Raw genomic sequence first — 19,801 nt, 5'->3', positions numbered from 1 at the left:
GGGTCGGGCAGGGCCCACGTACTCAGGCTCGAACGGCAGCCGCGCATGGCGATATGTCCTCACTCAGGGTGTCCACGCCCTGGTTCGACGAGACCGGCGGTGAGAGTTCCTGGCTCCCGGGAGTTCCTACCCCGGTGACAGTGGCGGGACCGCGCCGGATTCGCACCGGCTTCCTCTCTTGCCGCCGTACATGGCCCCGGCAGTCCACCACGGGCCCGGAAGGGCCGTCAACTTGCTGCTGACCTGCGAAGGGAGAGTGTGCTCAGGCCCACACACGAGGGGTCACAGGCACCACAAATACCTGGGGCGCGGGACGGAGATCCGTCCCGCACCCCAGGTGCTGCCGGTGCCGCCGCTCAGGCGACGATCAGTGAGATTCCGTACGCCACCGCGGCCGCGCACGCCGCGAAGCACGCGTACGCGCCGGTCACCGCGAGGGCGGCGGAGCCGCCCTGCTCGGCCGCCCGCTCGCGGCGGGAGAGGCCGGCGATGCCGAGGGTGAACAGGCCCACGAGGGCCACGGTGACCACGAGGCTGACCCCGAAGACGGAGCCGAGAGCTGCCCAGTCGATTTTCATGCTGCTGATTCCTTCGTAACCGGGTGAGCGGGGCTCAGACGGTGGTGGCGGTCGAGGGGGCGGTCTCGCCCGCGGGGGCCGGGATCGTGGCCGACAGGTCCTCGGCGACGGTGCCCGCCGGGGGCACGGCCACCGCGGCGATCGCCGTGGTCACCACACCGGCCGGCTCCTCGTGGTCGTTGACGTTGCTGTGGTCGATGACCTCGCGGCGGGAGATCTTCCAGATGGCGGCGCTGGAGGCGACGAGGAAGACCGCGACGAGTGCCGTACCCCAGTCGCCGAGACCGGTCACGTACTCGGCGACGGCGCCGACCAGCGCGGCGGCCGGGAGCGTGAGGCCCCAGGCGACGAACATCCGGGTCGCCGTCGACCAGCGGACCACCCCGCCCTTGCGGCCGAGGCCCGCACCCATCACCGAACCGGAGACGGAGTGCGTGGTGGAGAGGGAGAAGCCGAGGTGGGAGGAGGCCAGGATGACCGTGGCCGCGCTGGTCTGGGCGGCGAAGCCCTGCTGCGGCTGGAGGTCGGTCAGGCCCTTGCCCATGGTGCGGATGATGCGCCAGCCGCCGAGGTAGGTGCCGAGCGCGATGGCGACGCCGGCGGAGAGGATGACCCAGGTGGGCGGGTCGGAGTCGGGGGCGACGGCGCCGCCGGCGACCAGGGCGAGGGTGATGATGCCCATCGTCTTCTGCGCGTCGTTGGTGCCGTGCGCCAGGGAGACCAGACCGGCGGAGGCGATCTGGCCGGCGCGGTAGCCCTTCTCGGCGGCCTTGCCGTCGGCCTTCTTGCCGAGCGTGTACGACAGCCGTGTGGCGAGCATCGCGGCGAGGCCGGCGACGATCGGGGCGGCGATCGCCGGGATCAGCACCTTGGTGACCAGGACGTCACCGTGGACGGCGCCCATGCCCGCCGAGGCGATGGTGGCGCCGATCAGGCCGCCCATGAGGGCGTGCGAGGAACTGGAGGGGAGTCCCACGAGCCAGGTCAGCAGGTTCCAGAGGATCGCGCCCACCAGGGCGGCGAATATGACCTCGGGACGTATGCCGGTCTCGTCGACGAGACCCTTGGAGATCGTGTTGGCGACCTCCACGGAGAGGAAGGCGCCTACAAGGTTGAGCGCGGCGGACATGGCCACCGCGACCTTGGGCTTGAGTGCACCGGTCGAGATGGTGGTGGCCATCGCGTTGGCGGTGTCATGAAAACCGTTCGTGAAATCGAACGCAAGTGCGGTTACCACCACAATCGCGAGGATCAGCGAGAAGTTTTCCATTTACCCAGGCAATCGTTCGAGGTCATTGGTTGGTTGACCGTAGGCAACCTGGGTGAACGGAAGATGAACTGAGTCGGGCTGCACGGTGTCTGAAAGAGGCGGTTGCTGTTCCGCCGAACCGCGCAGCCCCGACACCGCACGGCTATGAACCTCTGGCGAACTTCCGCAGCTGGGACGCGGACCCGTTGAAGAGATTTTGATCACCCGGCAGGCTGCCGCTGTTGTCGTACTGCCAGAGCGTCCAGAAGGACCAGCCGGCGGGCAACGTCCCAGCGTCGGCCGCGTTGTGACGGGCGATCCACAGTGCGTGATCCGAGGCGAAGGCGCGGCTGCCGCCGGTGCACGTGTTCCACCAGTGGGCTGTGGTGTAGATCACAGGACGGCGTCCGGTGAGCCGCTTCACCTCGTCGCTGAACGACTCGATCCAGCCGGCCATCCTCGCCTGGGTCAGGCCGTAGCACTTGTGCTTCTTGTCGTACGGGTTGTATTCGATGTCGAGCGCGGGCGGCAGCGTCCAGCCGTCCCCGCTCCAGGCACCCCCGTTGCGCACGAAGTAGGCCGCCTGCGCCGCGCCCGACGACTTGTCCGGCAGCGCGAAGTGGTACGCCCCGCGGATGATGCCCGCGCCGCGCGCGCCGTCGTACTGCCGGCCGAAGTACGGGTTGCGGTAGGTCGTGGACTCGGTCGCCTTGACGTAGACGAACCTGGCTCCCCTGGCCTTCGCGCGCTGCCAGTCGACGTTCTTCTGATGCGAAGAGACGTCGTGCCCCTTGGGTGAACTCGCCGCCGAGGCCGGTAAACCGGCGAGTGCGCTCCCCCCGACGGTGAGCGCCGCCACGGACAGCGCGATCGCGCGGGCGTGGCGGCGGGACGGTTTGCGGTTACGGGCCATGTATCCCCCCGGAATGGCGGCATGCACGAAAAATCTCCCAGAGGGTACTGGAAGATCACTGAAAGATCGTCGATCTCCAGCCAACCACCACAAGAACGGGATGTATGCCGATATGTGGGCTTCCGGACGTCCGACTTCCGCCCTAAAGTGCCCCCTCCCGGCGGCGGGTTGACGCATCGCCTGGAAGGATCGCCGCATGACCGGGCAACGACGGAGGCGGGTACGACCCGAGGAGACGCGCGCCTGGGGGGCACTTGTCGCGACCGCCCGCCGCACGGTGTCCGACGGGCTGGTCGTCGGCACCTCCGGCAACGTCTCGGTGCGCGTCGGGGACACCGTGCTGGTCACGCCGTCGGGCGTCCCGTACGACCGGCTCACTCCGGACGACGTGACCGGCGTCGGCCTCGACGGCCGCCAGGAGCTCGGCGTGCTCGTCCCGACGAGCGAGCTGCCCATGCACCTCGCCGTGTACGCCACGACCGACGCCCGCGCCGTCGTCCACACCCACGCCGTGCACGCCACGGCCGTCTCGACGCTCGTCTCCGAGCTCCCGGCGATCCACTACCTGACCGGCGCGCTCGGCGGCCCCGTCCGGGTTGCCCCGTATGCCACGTACGGCACCGACGAGTTGGCCGAGAACATGCTCCACGCCCTCGCCGACCGCTCCGGCTGCCTGCTGCGCAACCACGGCACGATCACCTACGGCGCCACCCTGGACCAGGCCTACGACCGCACGGCCCAGCTGGAGTGGATGTGCCGCCTGTGGCTCGCGGCCTCCTCGGTACCGGGCCTGAGCCCGACGCTGCTGTCCGAAGAGCAGCTGGCGGAGGCGGGGGAGCGGCTGCGCGGATACGGGCAGCGGGGCTGACGGCGAGTCCCGGCAAGACGTCACCCCGAGTTCCGGGTTCGCGCGAGACGTCACCCCGAGCCGTCCTCCCGCTGGCCGCGGGCCGGGTCGGCCAGGACACTGGACTCGTGCGCACAGTCAAAGCGACGGCCGCGGCCGTCACCGTGGCCCTCGCGGCCGGCGCGGCAAGCGTCGCCGCCGGGCGGTTCGCCAGCGACGCCGCGCTCAAGGCGGCGCCGGGCCGCCCGCTGCCCACCGAACCCCGCCTCACCGTGCACGGCACCGCCGCCGGCCAGATCACCCTCACCCGGTCCCTGGCCTCACTGCGTCCCGGCACGTACGGCCTGACCGGCGACGGCATGCACGCGGTGGTCGGCGCCGTCCAGGAGGCCGTGCCGCACCCCGCCGACACCGTCGTACGCCGCCTGGAACGCGTCACCCACGGCGTACTGGAACCCGGCGACAAGGCGTGGCTCACCCCGAACGTGCACATCGGCAACCCGGGCGCCGCCCTCGGCCTCGACCACACCGACGTCGACATTCCCGGCGAACTCGGCTCGTTGCCCGCCTGGTTCGTGCCCGGTGTGCGGGACACCTGGGTGATCACGGTGCACGGCCTCGGCACCACCCGCGAACACCCCATGAACGTCATGGGCTTCCTGCACCGCCACCGCTTCCCGGTGCTCGACCTCGCCTACCGCGGTGACCTCGGCGCGCCCCGCCCGCCGGACCGCCTGAACCACCTCGGTGAGACCGAATGGCGCGACGTGGACGCCGCGATCCGCTACGCCGTGCGCTACGGCGCCGAGCAGGTCGTCCTGCACGGCTGGTCCACCGGCGCCACCATGGCCCTGCGCGCCGCCGCGCGCTCGGGGCTGCGCGACCGCATCTCGGGACTCGTCCTGGACTCCCCGGTACTCAGCTGGGAGGCGACGCTGCGCGCCCTCGCCGCGGCCCGCCGCACACCGGGCGTCCTGCTGCCGCTGGCCGTGCGCGCCGCGCAGGGCCGCACCGGACTGCACGCCCACCGCATCGCACCCGACCCCGACCGGCTGGAGGCGCCGGCCCTGATCTTCCACGGCCCGGACGACACGGTGGCCCCCTGGGAGTTCTCGCGCCGTCTCGCCCGCTCCCGCCCCAACCTGATCGCCCTCCACACGGTCCGTCAGGCTCCCCACGGGGCCATGTGGAACGCCGATCCCAAGGGCTACGAAGAGGCGCTGCGCCGCTTCCTCACACCGCTGATGTGACCGTCCGCTTCCCGCGCGGGCCCGGAGCGCGCCATGCGGCCTGCTCCGGTCGCGACCATTCCGTTTAACTCCGTACGACTGGCCTGTTCTCGGCCCCGAGCCGTCCGCGAGGGCCCGGCATTGGCCATCCCCGTCGCCCGCCGTGACATTCCGTTTGGGTTTTCGGACCGTCAACCGGAAGACTGCACCCGTGACGTCCCGTATCCCGCGCGACTCCAGGCTTCGACTCGTCCGCCCGCGACCCCTGGCCGCCGCCCCCAGAGCGATGAACCAGCGGCGCTCGCGCCGCCCCGCACCCCGCCCGCCGGAGGGCACGCCGGCCCCGGCGGAGCTGGCCAGAATGGCGCGCTCCGGTCTGGCCGCCGCGGCCCGCGTCGCCCACTGGGCCGACGCCGCGCTCCGCCCCGGCCGGGACGGCGCGAACCCCGACGGCAAAGGGACCCTCTCCGACGCGACCGCCGAACGGGCCGCCGCCGACCTGGGCCTGACCCCGGCTCAGGTCCGCGCCGACTGGGACACGGCGCGCCTGGCCGGTCTCGTCGAGGTGCACGGCGACAGCGCCCGCCCCGGCTGGCGGCTGCGGGCCTGGGACCGCGACGACAGCGCCGTACTGCGCGGCTGGGTCGCCCTCTTCGACGCCTGGTCACTCGCCTGCCCGGAACCCGCCGACCACCAGCCGGCCACCGTCGCCGAGGTCGTCTCGGCCATGCCTCAGGTGCTCTCCTTCCTCCAGCTGTCCGCGGGACCCGTCCCCGTCGAGCAGCTCCTGGATCTCCTGGAACAGCGGGTCACCGAGCTGCGCACCGAGCGCTGCGAGATCCCCTACGGCCCCCAGCCCGAACAGAGCCAGGACCTGCCGGAGCCCGCCGACGCCCCGCTCTCACCGCTCCTGGACTGGGCCCTGCGCGCCCTCGCCTGCGTCGGCGCCCTCACCTACGGCGACGGACAGGCCACGCTCACTCCGCTGGGCAGCTGGGCGGTCTGGGTCAAACTGGAGCAGATCTGCGTCGCCGCGCAGAGCCCCGCCGGGAACATCGAGCAGGCGGCCGAGGACATGCTCCGCGGCTGTGCCCGGCTGCGCCCCAACGCGGCCCGCGCCGAATACCGCGCCTGGCTCGCCGCCCGCACCGTCGGCAGCGCCGTCACCGAACTGCTCGACGCCGCCCGCGGCGAGGACGCTCTCCTGCGCGGCCTCGCCTTCGAGGCGCTGCGCGTCGTCGGCGCCCCCGCCGAGCCCGACGTCCGCGCCGTGGCCGAGGAGCCGACGCTGCGGCCCTACGCCCTGCTGTGGCTGGCCGAGCACGACGGCGCCGATCCCGAGGACGCGCACGAGGCCCTCACCCGGGAAGAGGCCACGTGGCTGTGGGTCGACACCGCCGCCGCCGTCGCCGACCACGGTGAGGCACCGCTGCTCGTACGGCACCTTGAGTCGGCGGTGCAGCCGACCGTCCCGGCGCTGCTCGACGAGGTGCGGGCCGTCGGACACCCCCGCACCGTGCAGGTCCTGGTGGCGCTGGCCGCGGCGCACCCCGACCCGGCGCTGGCCAAGGCGGTGCGCCGGGCGGCCTTCCAGGTGCACACCGGGGGAAGTTGAGCGAAGGCCCCGGCGTCAGGCCCCTATTTCCGGGGCGTACGTGCCGAAACTCCAGATGTTGCCCTCGGCGTCCCGGGCCATGTAGTCCCGGGAGCCGTAGTCCTGGTCCGTCGGAGGCATCAGGATCTCCGCGCCGTGGTCCACGGCCCGCCGGTGGTGGGTGTCGACGTCGTCCACGACGACGTACACCCCGGCCGGGCCCGCGTCCTTCATCGCGGTGTCGAAGACGCCGCCGCGGCCCTTGGAGCCGACCATCACGGCGCCGTTGCCCTGCACCAGTTCGGCGTGCAGCACCGCGCCGTCCTCGCTCTCGTACACCGAGAGTTCCGTGAACCCGAAAGCCTCCGTGAGCTGCTGGATCGCCGCCTTCGCGTCCGTGTACAGCAGCGTCGGGTAGATACTCGGACGCCCGCCGCCCGTGCCTGCCATGCCCATCACTCCCTGTCGTGTCAACGCGTCGTAACCGCCGCTGGAAATCAGGAAATTCCCGCTGTTGCCCAGTCTTGCACCGGCCACTGACAACGCCGGCACGGGAAGCGGGAAGGGTTCGAACCGAGGCCGAGCGGGGCCGAACGGGAGCGGAACGGGGTCCGAAGGAGAGCGGAACAGGGCCGGACAGGGGACCTGCCTCCGCCCGCCCGCCGTGTCACGACGGCACGTCCCGCCGCCCGCCCCGCGCATGACTAGGCTCTGCGCCGATTCTGTGGGAAGTGCGCTGCGAAGGAGGTCACGGTGGTCGCTCCGCAGGACGCGACGGCGACGAAAGCCGTCCCGGAGACCGCGAGGACCCCGTCCCCCCGCGCACTCCGCCTCCTTGTGACGGTCCTGGCCGCCCTGCTCGGGGCCCTTCTCCTCGCAGCGGCCCACCAGACGCGCCCCGCACCCTACGGCGACCGTCTCACCGTGCCCTCCCACGTGCAGAACGCCGGCCCGCGGCACACGCCGGAACTGCGCACCGGCAGGGCAGGCGTCGGGGCCTACGACCGCCGCACCGGCGAACTCCGCTGGCACCACGCCCGCGAGGGCAGGCACCCGCTCACCGTGCTCCTCGTGCAGGGGGATGCGATCGCCCTCTGGGACGACGGGCTCGTCACCGACACCGACGGGCGCTCCGTGCGCTGGCACCGCGCCCTGCCGGCGGCCGCCGACTGGCTTCCGGCCCAGCGCGGTACCGGTGTCCTGCGGCCCCTCGGCCGTGGCGTCCTCGCTGTCGTCACCCCGCCCCGCGTCACCGCGTACCGCATCACCGACGGCGACCTGCGCTGGGTGGTGCCCGCGCGCGAGGGCTGCGCCTTCGACCAGGCGCGTGCCGTACGTCACGGCCGCGCGCTGCTCCTGGCCCAGCCCTGCGCACGGGCTGAAGGGGAAGCGGCCTGGACGTCCCAGGTCATCGCGGTCGACGACCGGGGACGGATCACTGCACACCGCTGACTCGGGACACCGGACGCTGAAAAAGTGGTTGCCCAGCCCCGTTAGACTTGGCCCATGGCCATTCTCCTCGCGCATTAGACGGCGGGAACGTCCTCAGCCGCCCATCCCGCCACCCACATCCGCCCTGGAGTCTGTCCGTGATCTCCGCCTCCGGTATCGAGCTGCGCGCCGGCGCCCGAGTCCTCATCGAGTCCGCCACCTTCCGTGTCGCCAAGGGAGACCGCATCGGCCTGGTCGGCCGCAACGGAGCGGGCAAGACCACCCTGACCAAGGTCCTCGCCGGCGAGGGCATCCCCGCCGCAGGCAACGTCAGCCGCTCCGGCGAGGTCGGATACCTCCCGCAGGACCCTCGCACCGGCGACCTCGACGTCCTCGCCCGCGATCGCATCCTGTCCGCGCGCGGCCTGGACACCCTGATCCGCAAGATGCGCGACAACGAGCAGCGCATCGCGAACGGCCAGGGCGCCACCCGGGAGAAGGCCCTCAGGCAGTACGAGCGCCAGGAGACCGAGTTCCTCACCAAGGGCGGGTACGCCGCCGAGGCGGAGGCCGCCACCATCGCCGCCGCCCTCAACCTGCCCGACCGGGTGCTCGGCCAGCCCCTGCACACGCTGTCCGGCGGTCAGCGCCGCAGGGTCGAGCTGGCCCGCATCCTGTTCTCCGACGCGGACACGCTGCTGCTCGACGAGCCGACCAACCACCTCGACGCCGACTCGATCATCTGGCTGCGCGACTACCTCAAGACCTACCGCGGCGGCTTCATCGTGATCTCCCACGACGTCGACCTGGTCGAGACGGTCGTCAACAAGGTGTTCTACCTGGACGCCAACCGCTCCGTGATCGACGTCTACAACATGGGCTGGAAGCTCTACCAGCAGCAGCGCGAGGCCGACGAGAAGCGCCGCAGGCGCGAGCGGCAGAACGCCGAGAAGAAGGCGGCGGCGCTCAACGCTCAGGCCGACAAGATGCGCGCCAAGGCCACCAAGACGGTCGCCGCGCAGAACATGGCCCGCCGCGCCGAGCGCCTGCTGTCGGGCCTCGAGGACGTCCGCCAGTCCGACAAGGTCGCCAAGCTCCGCTTCCCGGAGCCCGCGCCCTGCGGCAAGACCCCGCTGATGGCGGAAGGCCTGTCGAAGTCGTACGGATCCCTGGAGATCTTCACCGACGTCGACCTCGCCATCGACAAGGGCTCCCGCGTGGTCATCCTGGGCCTCAACGGCGCCGGCAAGACCACCCTGCTGCGTCTGCTGGGCGGGGCGGAGAGTCCCGACACCGGCCAGGTCGTCCCGGGCCACGGCCTGAAGCTCGGTTACTACGCGCAGGAGCACGAAACCCTCGACCCCGACCGCACGGTCCTGGAGAACATGCGCTCGGCCGCGCCCGACATGGACCTGGTCGAGGTCCGCAAGGTACTCGGATCCTTCCTCTTCTCCGGCGACGACGTCGACAAGCCGGCCGGCGTCCTCTCCGGCGGCGAGAAGACCCGCCTCGCGCTCGCGACCCTGGTGGTCTCCTCCGCGAACGTCCTGCTCCTGGACGAGCCGACCAACAACCTCGACCCGGCCAGCCGCGAGGAGATCCTCGGCGCGCTGCGCACCTACAAGGGCGCGGTCGTCCTGGTCACCCACGACGAGGGTGCGGTCGAGGCGCTGCAGCCGGAGCGGATCATCCTGCTGCCGGACGGCGTCGAGGACCTCTGGGGCGCCGACTACGCGGACCTCGTGGCCCTGGCCTGAGCACGGACGAGCTCCGGGGCGGGAACCGTCAGTTCCGCTTGATCGAATGGATGATCCACGGCGTGATCCACTGCCTATGGATCATTCGGCCGATCTGTGATCCATCATCTGTGTGAGATCTCCTCGTACCGGGGTGTGTCCTACATCCACTTCGCGGCCGAGTCCTTCGTCGACCGGGGCTCGGCCGTCGCGCGTCCCTGACCTGGCACTTCACAAAAGAACCCGTTCGGCCGTACGGACGTCTCCGGGTGGAATCACAGGTTCCGCTTGTGTGGGCCCGCTCCTGTCGTCAAAACCTTGTCTCACGGACCTTGCCGAATGGGTGGCCATGAAGCCCCGGAGGGGTGATCATGAGGGGACCAGAGCGCACTTCCCATGAGGAGGCACGGGTGGCCGAGACTCTGAAGAAGGGCAGCCGGGTGACCGGCGCCGCGCGCGACAAGCTCGCGGCAGACCTGAAGAAGAAGTACGACTCCGGTGCGAGCATCCGGGCGCTGGCCGAGGAGACCGGCCGCTCGTATGGCTTCGTGCACCGGATGCTCAGCGAGTCGGGCGTCACGCTTCGTGGGCGTGGCGGAGCGACCCGGGGCAAGAAGGCCGCATCGTCCTGACCCGGACGGCCCATCGGCTTTCGATGGTGGCCACCCGGTCGGTCGGCTGATTGGCCGGGTGGTTACTGTGCAGTCACTTAGCTGCGCCGTGCGGCGGTTGAACCGTCCTGCGGCACGGAAGAACGACCGCACTCATCGGAGGCTCCGCATGGCTTCGCCCGACCAGGACCTCGGTCCGGTACTCGACAAGGACGGCGTACGGCTCACCGTCGACGACGCGATCGCCACGGTGACGCTGACCAACCCGGCCAAGCGCAACGCCCAAAACCCCGCTCTGTGGCGGGCGTTGGCGGAGGCCGGCCGGCTGCTGCCGGGCACCGTGCGTGTCGTTGTGCTGCGCGCCGAGGGCAAGTCCTTCTCCGCCGGACTCGACCGGCAGGCGTTCACGCCCGAGGGTTTTGACGGCGAGCCGTCGTTCATCGACCTCGCGCGCGGCAGTGACGCCGAGCTGGACGCGACCATCGCCGAATACCAGGAGGGTTTCACCTGGTGGCGGCGGAGCGACATCGTGTCCCTCGCCGCGGTGCAGGGGCACGCCATCGGGGCGGGCTTCCAGCTGGCCCTCGCCTGTGACCTGCGCGTCGTCGCGGACGACGTGCAGTTCGCCATGCGCGAGACCAGCCTCGGACTCGTACCCGACCTGACCGGTACACATCCGCTGGTGGGGCTCGTCGGATACGCCCGGGCGCTGGAGATCTGCGCGACCGGGCGATTCGTGACGGCCGAGGAGGCCGTGAGCACGGGGCTCGCGAACCTGGCTGTCCCGCCGGACCAACTGGACGGCGCGGTACGGGATCTGGCGGCAGCGGTGCTGGCGGCACCCCGGGATGCCGTGATCGAGACCAAGGCCCTGCTGAGCGGGGTCCAGGGCCGGTCGTACGAGGAGCAGCGCACCGCGGAGCGTGCCGCGCAGGCCCGGCGGCTGCGGGACCTGGCCGGCGTCGGCGAATGAGCCCCGAGGTCAGCTGACCGCTGTCACCAGCACCGCCACCGTCGGGTGGTCCGGCAGAGCCTCTCCCACCCTCGCGCGGACCTCCCGGGCCACGTCCAGGGCCCGGTGGTCCGCGCCCACCGCCAGTTCCAGCCGGACGTGGCGGCGCGGCAGCGCGGCCTCCTCCCGCTGCTCCTCGACGTGGGTGTGTGTCACCCGGGCCACACCCGGGACCGTCAGCGCCGCCCTCGCAGCCTCGGAGTCCCCGGCCGGCGCGGCCGGCTCCGGCTGCTGTGCGGCGGCGTGCTCCGGTTCCTCGTCCAGCAGGGCCGTCACCCGCAGGTCCACCTCCGTCACCGCCAGGCCGAGCCGCCCCGTCGCCGCGTCCGCCAGAGCCGTGCGCAGACGCGCCGCCGCCGCCGGCAAGGGCTCCGACGCGGTCGCCGCGAACTCCGCCGTCACCCGGAGCTGACCGGGCGGCAGGGCGCTCGGCGGGGGCGGTACGGCGGGTTCATGCGTGTCCTCCGGATCGGCGAGCCCGATCCGGAGCGCGGTCACCCGTACGCCGCGCAGGCCGTCCGCCGCGCGCCGGAGCGCCGCGCCGGCCGCGGCCTCTGAGATCCACGCGCCGTCGCGGGGGCCGCCCAGGGGCAGGATCCTGCCCAGCCCCAGCTGATGCCGTACCGCCGTCGTCCACTGGTCCGCCGTCATTCCTCCAGCCTGCCCCATCCCCGGCGCGCAATCGCGTAACCCCGCTTACCGTGGTCTCAGGACGACCACCGGAAGGGACGTGCGGCGGTGACCGACATGACGGACCAGAACCGGACGAGGACCCCAGAGGGCGAACCGGAGCCGGTGCAGACGCATAAGGCCCCCGGACGCGGTGGCGGCGACCCGGCCACCCGTGGGCGGACCACCATCGCCGACGGTGTCGTGGAGAAGATCGCGGGAATGGCGGCCCGGGACGTGCTCGGCGTGCACGCCATGGGCAGTGGGCTGTCGCGGACCTTCGGGGCCGTGCGGGACCGCGTCCCCGGCGGGTCGAAATCCGTGGCGCGGGGAGTGAAGGCCGAGGTCGGCGAGGTGCAGACCGCGCTCGACCTGGAGATCGTGGTCGACTACGGCGTGTCGATCTCCGACGTGGCCCGGGCCGTGCGCGAGAACGTCGTCGCGGCGGTGGAACGGATGACCGGCCTCGAGGTCGTCGAGGTCAACATCGCGGTGAGTGACGTGAAGCTGCCGGAGGAAGAAGAAGAGGAACCGGAGCCCCGGATCCAGTGACGCGCCGGCGGCCGGGAAGCCGATGGTCTGACGAGCGGAGGAGCGCACCATGAGCATGGCCGTGGTCGGCATGATCGCCGGCATGGCACTGGGCTTCGCCGGGTATTTCGGCGGGTTCGGGGCCTTCGTGCTGGTGGCGGCCCTGGGCGCCGTCGGTTTCATCGTCGGCCGGTTCCTGGAGGGGGACCTGGAGCTGGGCGACTTCTTCCGTCCCCGTGACAGCCGGAGGCGGGGACGCCTGTGAGCGAGGGGGCCGGTGGGCTCCGCGGACCTCTGACGGTCGTCCCGCCCGGCGAGCGCGGCGCGACCCGGATCGCGGACCGGGTCGTCGCGAAGATCGCCGCGCAGGCGGCACGGGAGGCGCTGGGCGCGCTGCCCGAGCAGGCCGCGCCCCCGCACGCCGCCGTCGTCGTGCACCACGACACCGCCCGGATCCGCGTCCATCTCGAACTCGGCTACCCCGGCGAGATCGGCGCCCGGTGCCGGCGGGTGCGTCGTCATGTCACAGAGCGGGTAGGTGCCTTGGTGGGCATAAAGGTGCCGGAGGTCACCGTCCAGGTGGAGCGGCTGTACCTGGTTCCGGCGCACGGCGCTGCACAGGGGAGGACGCGATGAGCGAGCCCCAGAACTCCGAGGGCACCACTCGGCGACTGCCGGTCCTCGAGAAGACGTCCGGCACGGCGGGAGAGTACGAGCCACCGCCTCCGCTCGACGACACGGAGAGCGAGCCCGGCCGCACCCGCCGCTTCTGGTCCGCGCGCCGCGTCCCGGCGGGCATCGTTGCGCTGCTGATCCTCGTCGTCGCGGGCGCCTTCCTCTACGACATCGCCGCCGTGCGTGCCGGCCGGCCCGCGATGCGCTGGCGCCGTGAGCTGGCCCGGCAGCTCGCCGAGCGGCCCCTCGACGACATCTGGGTGCTCGTCGGCGCGGGCGTCGCGGCGGCCGCGGGCCTGTGGCTGATCGTGCTGGCCGCCACGCCCGGCCTGCGGCCGGTGCTGCCGATGCGGCGGGTCCACGCGGACGTACGCGCCGGACTGCACCGGAACGCGGCCGCCATGGTGTTGCGCGACCGGGCCATGGAGGTCGCGGGCGTGCAGTCGGTACGGGTGCGCACAAGGCGGAAGAAGGCCCGGGTCCGCGCGGTCTCGCACTTCCGCGAACTGGACGAGGTGCATGCCGACTTGAACGCCGTGCTGACCGACGCGATCAGGGGACTCGGGCTGGCCCGGCCGTTCGCCCTGTCGGTGCACGTGGCGCGGTCCGGCAAGAAGGGGTGAGTACGGTGCTCAGGACCGTCAACCGTGTACTGCTCGGGCTCGTCGGCCTGCTGCTCGTCGTCCTCGGAGGCTCCGTGCTCGCCGTCGGACTGGGGGTGGATCCCCCCACCTGGTGGATCCACGACGGGCCGCACGACGTGCTGCTCAGCGAGGCCGAGCGGACCCGCTGGCGGGACGACACCTGGTGGTGGCCGACCGTCATCGCCGTGCTCGCCGTCCTGGTGCTGCTCGCCCTGTGGTGGCTGACCGCGGTCCTGCGCCGCCGCCGGCTCACCGAGGTGCTCGTCGACACCGGCGACGGTGCCGGTGCGCTGCTGCGGGGGCGGGCGCTGGAGGGCGTACTCGCAGCGGACGCCGGAAACCCGGACGGCGTCGCCCGTGCCCACGTCCTGCTGACCGGCCGCCGCGACGCCCCGGTGACCCGCGTACGACTCCTGCTGGAACCCCACGTGGATCCGGGGGAGGCCCTGCACGATCTCACGACCGGGGCGCTGGCACACGCCCGCGATTCGGCGGGCCTGGCCACACTGCCTGCTGAGGTGCGCCTGAAGGGTGTCAAGCACGGCGCGGAAAGGGTGAGTTGACACCCACCCAGGGGCGGCGAACCCAGGGGCGCGGGGCTGTGTCGATGTGCGGCTGCGCCGCGTGGCGCGAGCGACCCCCACGCCCCGCAGCCGAGCTCAGCTCAGAACCCGTGCCGCATCCCGCCGTCCACAGGCAGCATGATCCCCGTCAGATAGGAAGCCGCCGGAGACAGCAAGAACGCGGCCGTCCGCCCGAACTCCTCCGGCGTCCCGTACCGGCGCAGCGGAATGCGCGACTCGTTGGCGGCACGCGTGGCCTCAGGATCGGCAGACAACCCGTCCAGCTCGCGCACGCGGTCCGTGTCGATGCGTGAAGGCAGCAGCCCCACCACACGAATGCCCCGCGGCCCCAACTCGTCCGAGAGCGACTTGGCGAACCCGGCCAGGCCGGGCCGCAGTCCGTTGGAAATGGTCAGCCCCGGAATCGGTTCGTGCACCGACCCTGACAGCACGAACCCGATGACCCCGCCCGCCTCCAACTCGGCAGCCGCCGCGCGAGCGAGCCGCACCGCCCCCAGGAACACCGACTCGAACGCCGCCTGCCACTGCTCGTCCGTGTTGTCGGCGACAAACCCCGGCGGCGGCCCGCCGACGCTGACGAGGATGCCGTCGAAGCCGCCGCACCGCTCGCGCGCGGCCGCGATCAGCCGTGCGGGCGCGTCGGGGTCGCCGTTGTCCACGGCCAGCCCGACCGCGTTCGCGCCCAGCTCGGCCGCCGCGTCGGCGACGCGCTTCTCGTCCCGCCCCGTGACGACCACCTTCGCCCCGTCGGCCACGAGCTCGCGCGCGGCGGCGTTGCCCAGTCCGCGGGTGGCCCCGGTGACGACGTACACCCGGTCCTTCAGTCCAAGATCCATGGCCCCTATCCTGCCTCTTCGCCCCCGAACAGGGCGAGGGCCGTGTTCACCAGGCCGATGTGGCTGAACGCCTGCGGAAAGTTGCCCAGCAGCCGGCCGGCCACCGGGTCGTACTCCTCGGACAGCAGGCCCACGTCGTTGGCGAGGCCCGCCACGCGTTCGAACAGCTGCCGGGCCTCCTTCGTACGGCCCGTCATGTGCAAGGCGTCCGCCAACCAGAACGAGCACACCAGGAAGGTGCCCTCGCCGCCCGGCAGCCCGTCGACGGCGGTCTCCTCGGTGCTGTAGCGGCGTACGAAGCCGCCGTGGCCCAGCTCGTCGCGGATGGCGTCGATGGTGCCGATCACGCGGGGGTCGTCGGGCGGCAGGAAGCCGACGCGCGGGATCAGGAGCAGGGAGGCGTCGAGCTCGCGCGAGCCGTAGTACTGCGTGAAGGTGTTCCGCTCGGGGTCGTAGCCCTTCTCGCACACCTCGCGGTGCACGTCGTCGCGCACCGCGCGCCAGCCGTCCAGGTCGCCGGGCAGCTCGGGGTGCTTTTCCAGGGTGCGCACGGCCCGGTCGGCGGCCACCCACACCATCACCTTCGAGTGGACGAAGGGGCGCCGGCCGCCGCGCACCTCCCACAGCCCCTCGTCCGGCTGCTGCCATGCCGTCCGCAGGAAGTCCATCAGGGCGCACTGCATGGCCCACATGTGCGGTTTGACGGACAGGCCCGAACTCCGGGCCAGCCACAGCGAGTCCATGACCTCGCCGTACACGTCCAGCTGGAGCTGGTTCACGGCCTCGTTGCCGATCCGTACGGGCGCCGAGCCGGCGTAACCGGCGAGCCACGGCAGCTCGAACTCGGGCAGCCGCCGCTCGCCGGCCAGGCCGTACATGATCTGCAGGTCCGCCGGGTCGCCCGCGACCGCGCGCAGCAGCCAGTCGCGCCAGGCCCCGGCCTCCTCGTGGTAGCCGACCGCGAGCAGGGCGTTCAGGGTGAGGGTGGAGTCGCGCAGCCAGCAGTAGCGATAGTCCCAGTTGCGTACACCGCCCAACTCCTCGGGCAGCGAGGTGGTGAGGGCGGCCACGATGCCGCCGGTCGGCGCGTAGGTGAGGGCCTTGAGGGTGATCAGAGAGCGTACGACGACGTCCCGGTGCGGGCCCCGGTAACGGCAGCGGTCCGACCACGCCTGCCAGTCCGCGACGCTGGCGCGCAGCGCGTCGTGCGGGTCGACGAGCGGGGGGCGGGGCTCGTGCGAGGGGTGCCAGGTGAGGACGAACGCGACCTTCTCGCCCTCCTCGACGGTGAACTCCGAGTGCGTGCCGAAGTTCTCGCCCCAGGTGTGCACCGCGGGTTCGCTGCGCAGCCACACGGAGTCCGGACCCGCGACGGCGATCCGATGGCCGTCGGCGCGGCGCATCCACGGCACGACCGAGCCGTAGTCGAAGCGCAGCCGCAGCGTGCCGCGCATGGTGACCCGGCCGCTGATGCCTTCGACGATGCGTACGAGGTCGGGGGCGCGGTCGCGCTGCGGCATCAGGTCGGTGACGCGCACCGTGCCCTCGTCGGTCTCCCACTCGGTGTCGAGCACGAGCGTGCCCGGGCGGTAGGCGCGGCGCGTGCAGGGGCCCTTGGCGGCCTTGGGTGCGATGCGCCAGTGGCCGTTCTCCTCGTCGCCGAGCAGTCTGGCGAAGCAGGCGGCCGAGTCGAAGCGGGGCAGGCAGAGCCAGTCGACGGAACCGTCGTTGCCGACCAGGGCCGCGGTCTGTTCGTCGCCGACGACGGCGTAGTCCTCGATGCGGGGGTGCACGGGGTGCGGGTTCCCGGCGGGGCGGCGGGACAATCAGGGGTGGGGCCGGGAGAGTGACGCGTGCCCGAGCCGGACGTCGGCGCCGGAGAAGATCACGCTCGGGTCGGACGGGGCCTGGTTGAGGACCCACAGGCCGATCAGAGTGGCCACGGCGAAGACGACGGCGATCAGCACCGCGAGGACGAGCCGCCGCCGGCGTTCGCGGCGCAGCCACTCGCCACGTGCGGTGCGATAGGCGTCGGGAGCGGCCTGCACCCCGCCGGCCAGCGCCTGCAGGGCCTCGCGCAGCTCCCGCTCCGTGCGGTCCGGACTGGTGTTGTTCATCGCCGGGCCTCCATCGCCTGGGTCAGCGCGGTGGTGCCGCGTGACGTGTGTGTCTTCACCGAACCGCTGGAAATGCCCATCGCGGCAGCTATCTCGCTCTCCTTCAGGCCGAGCCAGTGCCGCAGCACGAGCGCCTCGCGCTGGCGCGGCGGCAGTTGCTGGAGCGCGTCGATCAGCACCCGCTGGTCGTCGCGCAGCAGCGCCGTGCTCTCGGCGGAGGCGACGGACTCGTCCGGCGGGGTCTCCACGTGCTTGCGGGCGACCTGGAGGTGGCGTATCCGCATCCGGGTCAGATTGCACACGGTGGAGCGCAGATAGGCCGCCGCCGCCTCGACGTCCCGCAGGCGCCGCCACTTGCGGTAGATCTGGTAGTAGGCCTCGGCCACCACGTTCTCCGGGTCGTCCGCGCCGAGCAGGACGGCGAGGCGCAGCATCGAGGAGTAGTGCAGCTCGAAGAGCTGGGCGAGACCGGCCTCGCGTTCCAGGTCGGCCGGGTCGGCCGGCGCGGGCGAGAGCGGCTCGGCCGGCTGCCCGACGGACGGCTCGTGTACGGGCGTGGTGTGTCTGCGTCTCACGGGTTGTTCGCTCCCGTCTCCGGGCGCCACCTCACGGTCAGGCGCGACGGCAGGTCGGTCAGGTCGGCGCCGCGCGCGACGCCGAGACGTTCGAGGGCAGCGGTCCCGGCCACTGCGACGGTCAGATTGAGCAGCAGGGCCGCAAGCCCCGCGTAGATCTCCGGCCCGAAGCCCAGCGGTACGACGGAGGAGAACCCCTCGCGCACGACCATGAAGGTCCCGGCCACCATGCCCACGCCCCACCCGGCGAGCAGTGCCCGGGGATGGAGCCGCCCGGTGAACAGCCCGAGGGCCACCGCCGGGAAGATCTGCAGGATCCAGACCCCGCCCAGGAGCTGGAGGTTGACGGCGTCCTGGTCGCGCAGGCCGAACACGAACGCCACCGCGCCCACCTTGGCGGTGAGCGACACGGCCTTGGCGATGCGCACCTGCCGCTTGGGCGTGGCCGTGGGATGGACGTACTCGACGTACACATTGCGTACGAAGCTGGTGGCGGCCGCGATCGACATCACGGCCGCCGGGACGAGCGCCCCCACGGTGATCGCGCCGAACACCAGTCCGGCCAGCGGCCCCGGCATCAGCCGGTCGACCAGCATCGGCACCGCGGACTCCGCGCCGCCCCGGGGCGCCTGCACGCCCGCCGCGAGAGCCGCGATGCCGAGGAAGCCGAAGAGTGCGAGGAGTCCCGTCCACGCGGGCAGCGCCACGCACACCTTGCGCAGGGTGCGGGGGCCGTCGGCGGCGAAACCGGCGGTGAGCACATGCGGGTACATCAGCAGGGCCAGCGCGGAGCCGAGGGCGAGCGTCGCGTACGCGGGCTGCTGCTGAGGGGACAGGAGCAAGGGGGAGTGGGCCACGTCCGTGCCGCCGAGCCGCCGGGCCGCGCCCTCGAACACGGCACCGGGCCCGCCGAGCCGCTCCAGGACCATCCAGCACACGGCGGTGAGGGAGACGAAGACCGCCACCGCCTTCAGCGCGGAGATGACGGTGGGCGCGCGCAGCCCGTGCCGGTACGTGGCCACCGCGAGCCCAGCGAACAGACCCACCATCACCAGGTCCCCGGCTGCTCCCCGCGGGTACACGCCCCCGGCCGTCAGCACGGCGCGTATGCCGAGCAGCTGCAGCGCCAGATACGGCATGGTCGCCAGGATCCCTGTCAGCGCGACCACCAGGGCCAGCGGCGCCGACCCGTACCGGCCCCGCACGAAGTCGGCGACGGTGACGTAGCCGTGCCGGTGGGCCACGGTCCACAGGCGGCTCAGCAGGACGAAGGCGAGCGGGCAGACGATGACTGTGTACGGCACCGCGAAGAAGGCGGCGGCGCCGTTGCCGTAGGCGAGCCCGGGTACGGCGGTGAAGGTGTAGGCGGTGAAGATCGTGCCGCCGAGAAGCAGCCAGGTCCACACCGGGCCGAGGCTGCGGTCGGCGAGCGCCCAGCCCTCCAGCGAGGGCAACCTGTCGTGCGGGTGCACCCGCCGCGCGGTGACGGCGAGCAGCGACGCTCCGCCGATCACGGCGAGAAACGTCGCGGTCATGGCGCCGTCGGCCATGGGTCACCGTCCTTGGTGTGCCTGTGCCCTCAGGAGATGGTTGCGCGGACGGCCGATTCGGATGACAGGAAACAGGCGGAAAATCTTTCTGAAATTCGCTGTCAACCGGTCTCGGCAGATGGGCAACTCTTGCACAGACCGACAGCGAGCGGGAGAGGAGCACAGGTCATGGCACGGAACGGTCATCACCGGCTACGGCGCATCGCGATCGCCGTACTGCTCCTCGCGCCCGCCGCAGGCCTGCTGTGGGTCCCCTTCTTCGCCGGTGCGAGCCCGCGGCTCGCCGGGACGCCGTTCTTCTACTGGTACCAGCTCGCCTGGGTGCCGGGATGCGGCCTCTGCCTGCTCGCCGCGTATGCACTGACGGACCGACATCGCTGATCCGCACTTCCTTCGTCCTTCTTGTTTACGCACCCGTTG

The 19,801-nt window shown here is 72.0% G+C and carries 23 protein-coding genes and 1 riboswitch; of the genes, 13 read left to right on the top strand and 10 right to left on the bottom strand.

Annotated features, from left to right (window positions below):
* Positions 1–84 precede the first annotated feature (84 nt).
* Positions 85–224, bottom strand: a riboswitch (cobalamin riboswitch).
* Between the two features lie 132 nt (positions 225–356).
* The 3 genes from ACZ562_RS27190 to ACZ562_RS27180 form a co-directional block, all read right to left on the bottom strand.
* Positions 357–578, bottom strand: a complete 222-nt coding sequence (locus tag ACZ562_RS27190; RefSeq protein ID WP_471184102.1) for a hypothetical protein — start codon at positions 576–578, stop codon at positions 357–359.
* Between the two features lie 34 nt (positions 579–612).
* Positions 613–1,848, bottom strand: a complete 1,236-nt coding sequence (locus ACZ562_RS27185) for an inorganic phosphate transporter (protein ID WP_471184100.1) — start codon at positions 1,846–1,848, stop codon at positions 613–615.
* A 142-nt stretch (positions 1,849–1,990) separates the two neighbouring features.
* Positions 1,991–2,740: a lysozyme gene (locus ACZ562_RS27180; RefSeq protein ID WP_471184098.1), complete on the bottom strand. Its 750-nt coding sequence runs from the start codon at positions 2,738–2,740 to the stop codon at positions 1,991–1,993.
* A gap of 196 nt (positions 2,741–2,936) precedes the next feature.
* Between ACZ562_RS27180 and ACZ562_RS27175 the strand changes: the two genes are divergently transcribed.
* The 3 genes from ACZ562_RS27175 (at position 2,937) to ACZ562_RS27165 (ending at position 6,431) form a co-directional block, all read left to right on the top strand.
* Positions 2,937–3,608, top strand: a complete 672-nt coding sequence (locus ACZ562_RS27175; protein ID WP_471184095.1) for a class II aldolase/adducin family protein — start codon at positions 2,937–2,939, stop codon at positions 3,606–3,608.
* A 107-nt stretch (positions 3,609–3,715) separates the two neighbouring features.
* On the top strand, positions 3,716–4,837 hold the full coding sequence (locus tag ACZ562_RS27170; protein WP_471184093.1) for an alpha/beta hydrolase: 1,122 nt from the start codon (positions 3,716–3,718) through the stop codon (positions 4,835–4,837).
* Between the two features lie 190 nt (positions 4,838–5,027).
* Positions 5,028–6,431 carry a hypothetical protein gene (locus ACZ562_RS27165; protein ID WP_471184091.1) on the top strand — a complete coding sequence of 468 codons (1,404 nt, stop codon included), beginning with the start codon at positions 5,028–5,030 and terminating at the stop codon, positions 6,429–6,431.
* A 15-nt stretch (positions 6,432–6,446) separates the two neighbouring features.
* Here ACZ562_RS27165 and ACZ562_RS27160 read toward each other — a convergent pair whose 3' ends face one another.
* Positions 6,447–6,860, bottom strand: a complete 414-nt coding sequence (locus tag ACZ562_RS27160; RefSeq protein ID WP_471184088.1) for a VOC family protein — start codon at positions 6,858–6,860, stop codon at positions 6,447–6,449.
* Between the two features lie 303 nt (positions 6,861–7,163).
* Between ACZ562_RS27160 and ACZ562_RS27155 the strand changes: the two genes are divergently transcribed.
* From ACZ562_RS27155 to ACZ562_RS27140, 4 genes are all read left to right on the top strand, one after another.
* Entirely contained in the window at positions 7,164–7,862 is a 699-nt protein-coding gene (locus tag ACZ562_RS27155) for a hypothetical protein (protein WP_471184086.1), read from the top strand.
* A 137-nt stretch (positions 7,863–7,999) separates the two neighbouring features.
* The gene (gene abc-f / locus ACZ562_RS27150) at positions 8,000–9,598 is read left to right on the top strand and encodes a ribosomal protection-like ABC-F family protein (RefSeq protein WP_471184083.1); all 1,599 of its coding nucleotides are present in this window, start codon (positions 8,000–8,002) and stop codon (positions 9,596–9,598) included.
* A gap of 389 nt (positions 9,599–9,987) precedes the next feature.
* Entirely contained in the window at positions 9,988–10,209 is a 222-nt protein-coding gene (locus ACZ562_RS27145; RefSeq protein ID WP_004002281.1) for a helix-turn-helix domain-containing protein, read from the top strand.
* 148 nt (positions 10,210–10,357) lie between these two features.
* Complete coding sequence (locus tag ACZ562_RS27140; RefSeq protein WP_471184080.1) at positions 10,358–11,161, top strand: enoyl-CoA hydratase/isomerase family protein; 804 nt, start codon at positions 10,358–10,360, stop codon at positions 11,159–11,161.
* Between the two features lie 9 nt (positions 11,162–11,170).
* Here the strand turns inward: ACZ562_RS27140 and ACZ562_RS27135 are convergent, their stop codons facing one another.
* Positions 11,171–11,851, bottom strand: coding sequence for a nucleopolyhedrovirus P10 family protein (locus ACZ562_RS27135; protein WP_471184078.1), 681 nt, complete (start codon positions 11,849–11,851; stop codon positions 11,171–11,173).
* Between the two features lie 87 nt (positions 11,852–11,938).
* Between ACZ562_RS27135 and ACZ562_RS27130 the strand changes: the two genes are divergently transcribed.
* Genes ACZ562_RS27130 through amaP form a run of 5 tightly spaced genes read left to right on the top strand, consistent with a single transcriptional unit; the run spans position 11,939 to position 14,282 of the window.
* Complete coding sequence (locus tag ACZ562_RS27130) at positions 11,939–12,421, top strand: Asp23/Gls24 family envelope stress response protein (protein ID WP_471184075.1); 483 nt, start codon at positions 11,939–11,941, stop codon at positions 12,419–12,421.
* Positions 12,422–12,470: 49 nt separating this feature from the next.
* Positions 12,471–12,665, top strand: a complete 195-nt coding sequence (locus ACZ562_RS27125; protein ID WP_471184072.1) for a hypothetical protein — start codon at positions 12,471–12,473, stop codon at positions 12,663–12,665.
* Positions 12,662–13,036: an Asp23/Gls24 family envelope stress response protein gene (locus tag ACZ562_RS27120; protein WP_471184070.1), complete on the top strand. Its 375-nt coding sequence runs from the start codon at positions 12,662–12,664 to the stop codon at positions 13,034–13,036. The genes ACZ562_RS27125 and ACZ562_RS27120 overlap by 4 nt, the downstream gene beginning before the upstream one ends.
* Positions 13,033–13,698: a DUF6286 domain-containing protein gene (locus ACZ562_RS27115; protein WP_471184067.1), complete on the top strand. Its 666-nt coding sequence runs from the start codon at positions 13,033–13,035 to the stop codon at positions 13,696–13,698. Before ACZ562_RS27120 ends, ACZ562_RS27115 begins: the two co-directional genes overlap by 4 nt.
* Entirely contained in the window at positions 13,695–14,282 is a 588-nt protein-coding gene (gene amaP, locus ACZ562_RS27110) for an alkaline shock response membrane anchor protein AmaP (protein ID WP_471184065.1), read from the top strand. Before ACZ562_RS27115 ends, amaP begins: the two co-directional genes overlap by 4 nt.
* A gap of 101 nt (positions 14,283–14,383) precedes the next feature.
* Here the strand turns inward: amaP and ACZ562_RS27105 are convergent, their stop codons facing one another.
* The 5 genes from ACZ562_RS27105 to ACZ562_RS27085 are packed head-to-tail and all read right to left on the bottom strand — an operon-like array spanning position 14,384 to position 19,381.
* Positions 14,384–15,139 carry an SDR family oxidoreductase gene (locus tag ACZ562_RS27105; protein ID WP_471184062.1) on the bottom strand — a complete coding sequence of 252 codons (756 nt, stop codon included), beginning with the start codon at positions 15,137–15,139 and terminating at the stop codon, positions 14,384–14,386.
* A 5-nt stretch (positions 15,140–15,144) separates the two neighbouring features.
* Complete coding sequence (locus ACZ562_RS27100) at positions 15,145–16,932, bottom strand: glycoside hydrolase family 15 protein (protein ID WP_471184059.1); 1,788 nt, start codon at positions 16,930–16,932, stop codon at positions 15,145–15,147.
* 33 nt (positions 16,933–16,965) lie between these two features.
* Positions 16,966–17,256, bottom strand: a complete 291-nt coding sequence (locus tag ACZ562_RS27095; RefSeq protein WP_471184056.1) for a hypothetical protein — start codon at positions 17,254–17,256, stop codon at positions 16,966–16,968.
* Positions 17,253–17,831, bottom strand: coding sequence for a SigE family RNA polymerase sigma factor (locus ACZ562_RS27090; RefSeq protein WP_471184054.1), 579 nt, complete (start codon positions 17,829–17,831; stop codon positions 17,253–17,255). Before ACZ562_RS27090 ends, ACZ562_RS27095 begins: the two co-directional genes overlap by 4 nt.
* On the bottom strand, positions 17,828–19,381 hold the full coding sequence (locus ACZ562_RS27085) for a sodium:solute symporter family protein (protein WP_471184051.1): 1,554 nt from the start codon (positions 19,379–19,381) through the stop codon (positions 17,828–17,830). The genes ACZ562_RS27090 and ACZ562_RS27085 overlap by 4 nt, the downstream gene beginning before the upstream one ends.
* 168 nt (positions 19,382–19,549) lie before the next feature.
* On the opposite strand from ACZ562_RS27085, the gene ACZ562_RS27080 reads away from it, so the two are divergent.
* Positions 19,550–19,762 (top strand): DUF3311 domain-containing protein, encoded by a 213-nt coding sequence (locus ACZ562_RS27080; protein WP_471184049.1) that lies wholly within the window; start codon positions 19,550–19,552, stop codon positions 19,760–19,762.
* The last annotated feature ends 39 nt before the right edge of the window (positions 19,763–19,801 follow it).

Source organism: Streptomyces sp. NPDC040410 (genome assembly GCF_055595715.1).
This window is presented reverse-complemented; position numbering and strand designations above follow the sequence as displayed.

Bases quoted from the DNA above. Each gene is read 5' to 3' on its own strand.
- ACZ562_RS27085 (WP_471184051.1), bottom strand. From the start codon at position 19,381: ATGGCCGACGGCGCCATGACCGCGACGTTTCTCGCCGTGATCGGCGGA.
- ACZ562_RS27080 (WP_471184049.1), top strand. From the start codon at position 19,550: ATGGCACGGAACGGTCATCACCGGCTACGGCGCATCGCGATCGCCGTA.
- ACZ562_RS27140 (WP_471184080.1), top strand. From the start codon at position 10,358: ATGGCTTCGCCCGACCAGGACCTCGGTCCGGTACTCGACAAGGACGGC.
- ACZ562_RS27095 (WP_471184056.1), bottom strand. From the start codon at position 17,256: ATGAACAACACCAGTCCGGACCGCACGGAGCGGGAGCTGCGCGAGGCC.
- ACZ562_RS27185 (WP_471184100.1), bottom strand. From the start codon at position 1,848: ATGGAAAACTTCTCGCTGATCCTCGCGATTGTGGTGGTAACCGCACTT.
- ACZ562_RS27160 (WP_471184088.1), bottom strand. From the start codon at position 6,860: ATGGCAGGCACGGGCGGCGGGCGTCCGAGTATCTACCCGACGCTGCTG.
- ACZ562_RS27135 (WP_471184078.1), bottom strand. From the start codon at position 11,851: ATGACGGCGGACCAGTGGACGACGGCGGTACGGCATCAGCTGGGGCTG.
- ACZ562_RS27115 (WP_471184067.1), top strand. From the start codon at position 13,033: ATGAGCGAGCCCCAGAACTCCGAGGGCACCACTCGGCGACTGCCGGTC.
- ACZ562_RS27180 (WP_471184098.1), bottom strand. From the start codon at position 2,740: ATGGCCCGTAACCGCAAACCGTCCCGCCGCCACGCCCGCGCGATCGCG.
- ACZ562_RS27190 (WP_471184102.1), bottom strand. From the start codon at position 578: ATGAAAATCGACTGGGCAGCTCTCGGCTCCGTCTTCGGGGTCAGCCTC.
- ACZ562_RS27105 (WP_471184062.1), bottom strand. From the start codon at position 15,139: ATGGATCTTGGACTGAAGGACCGGGTGTACGTCGTCACCGGGGCCACC.
- ACZ562_RS27175 (WP_471184095.1), top strand. From the start codon at position 2,937: ATGACCGGGCAACGACGGAGGCGGGTACGACCCGAGGAGACGCGCGCC.
- ACZ562_RS27125 (WP_471184072.1), top strand. From the start codon at position 12,471: ATGAGCATGGCCGTGGTCGGCATGATCGCCGGCATGGCACTGGGCTTC.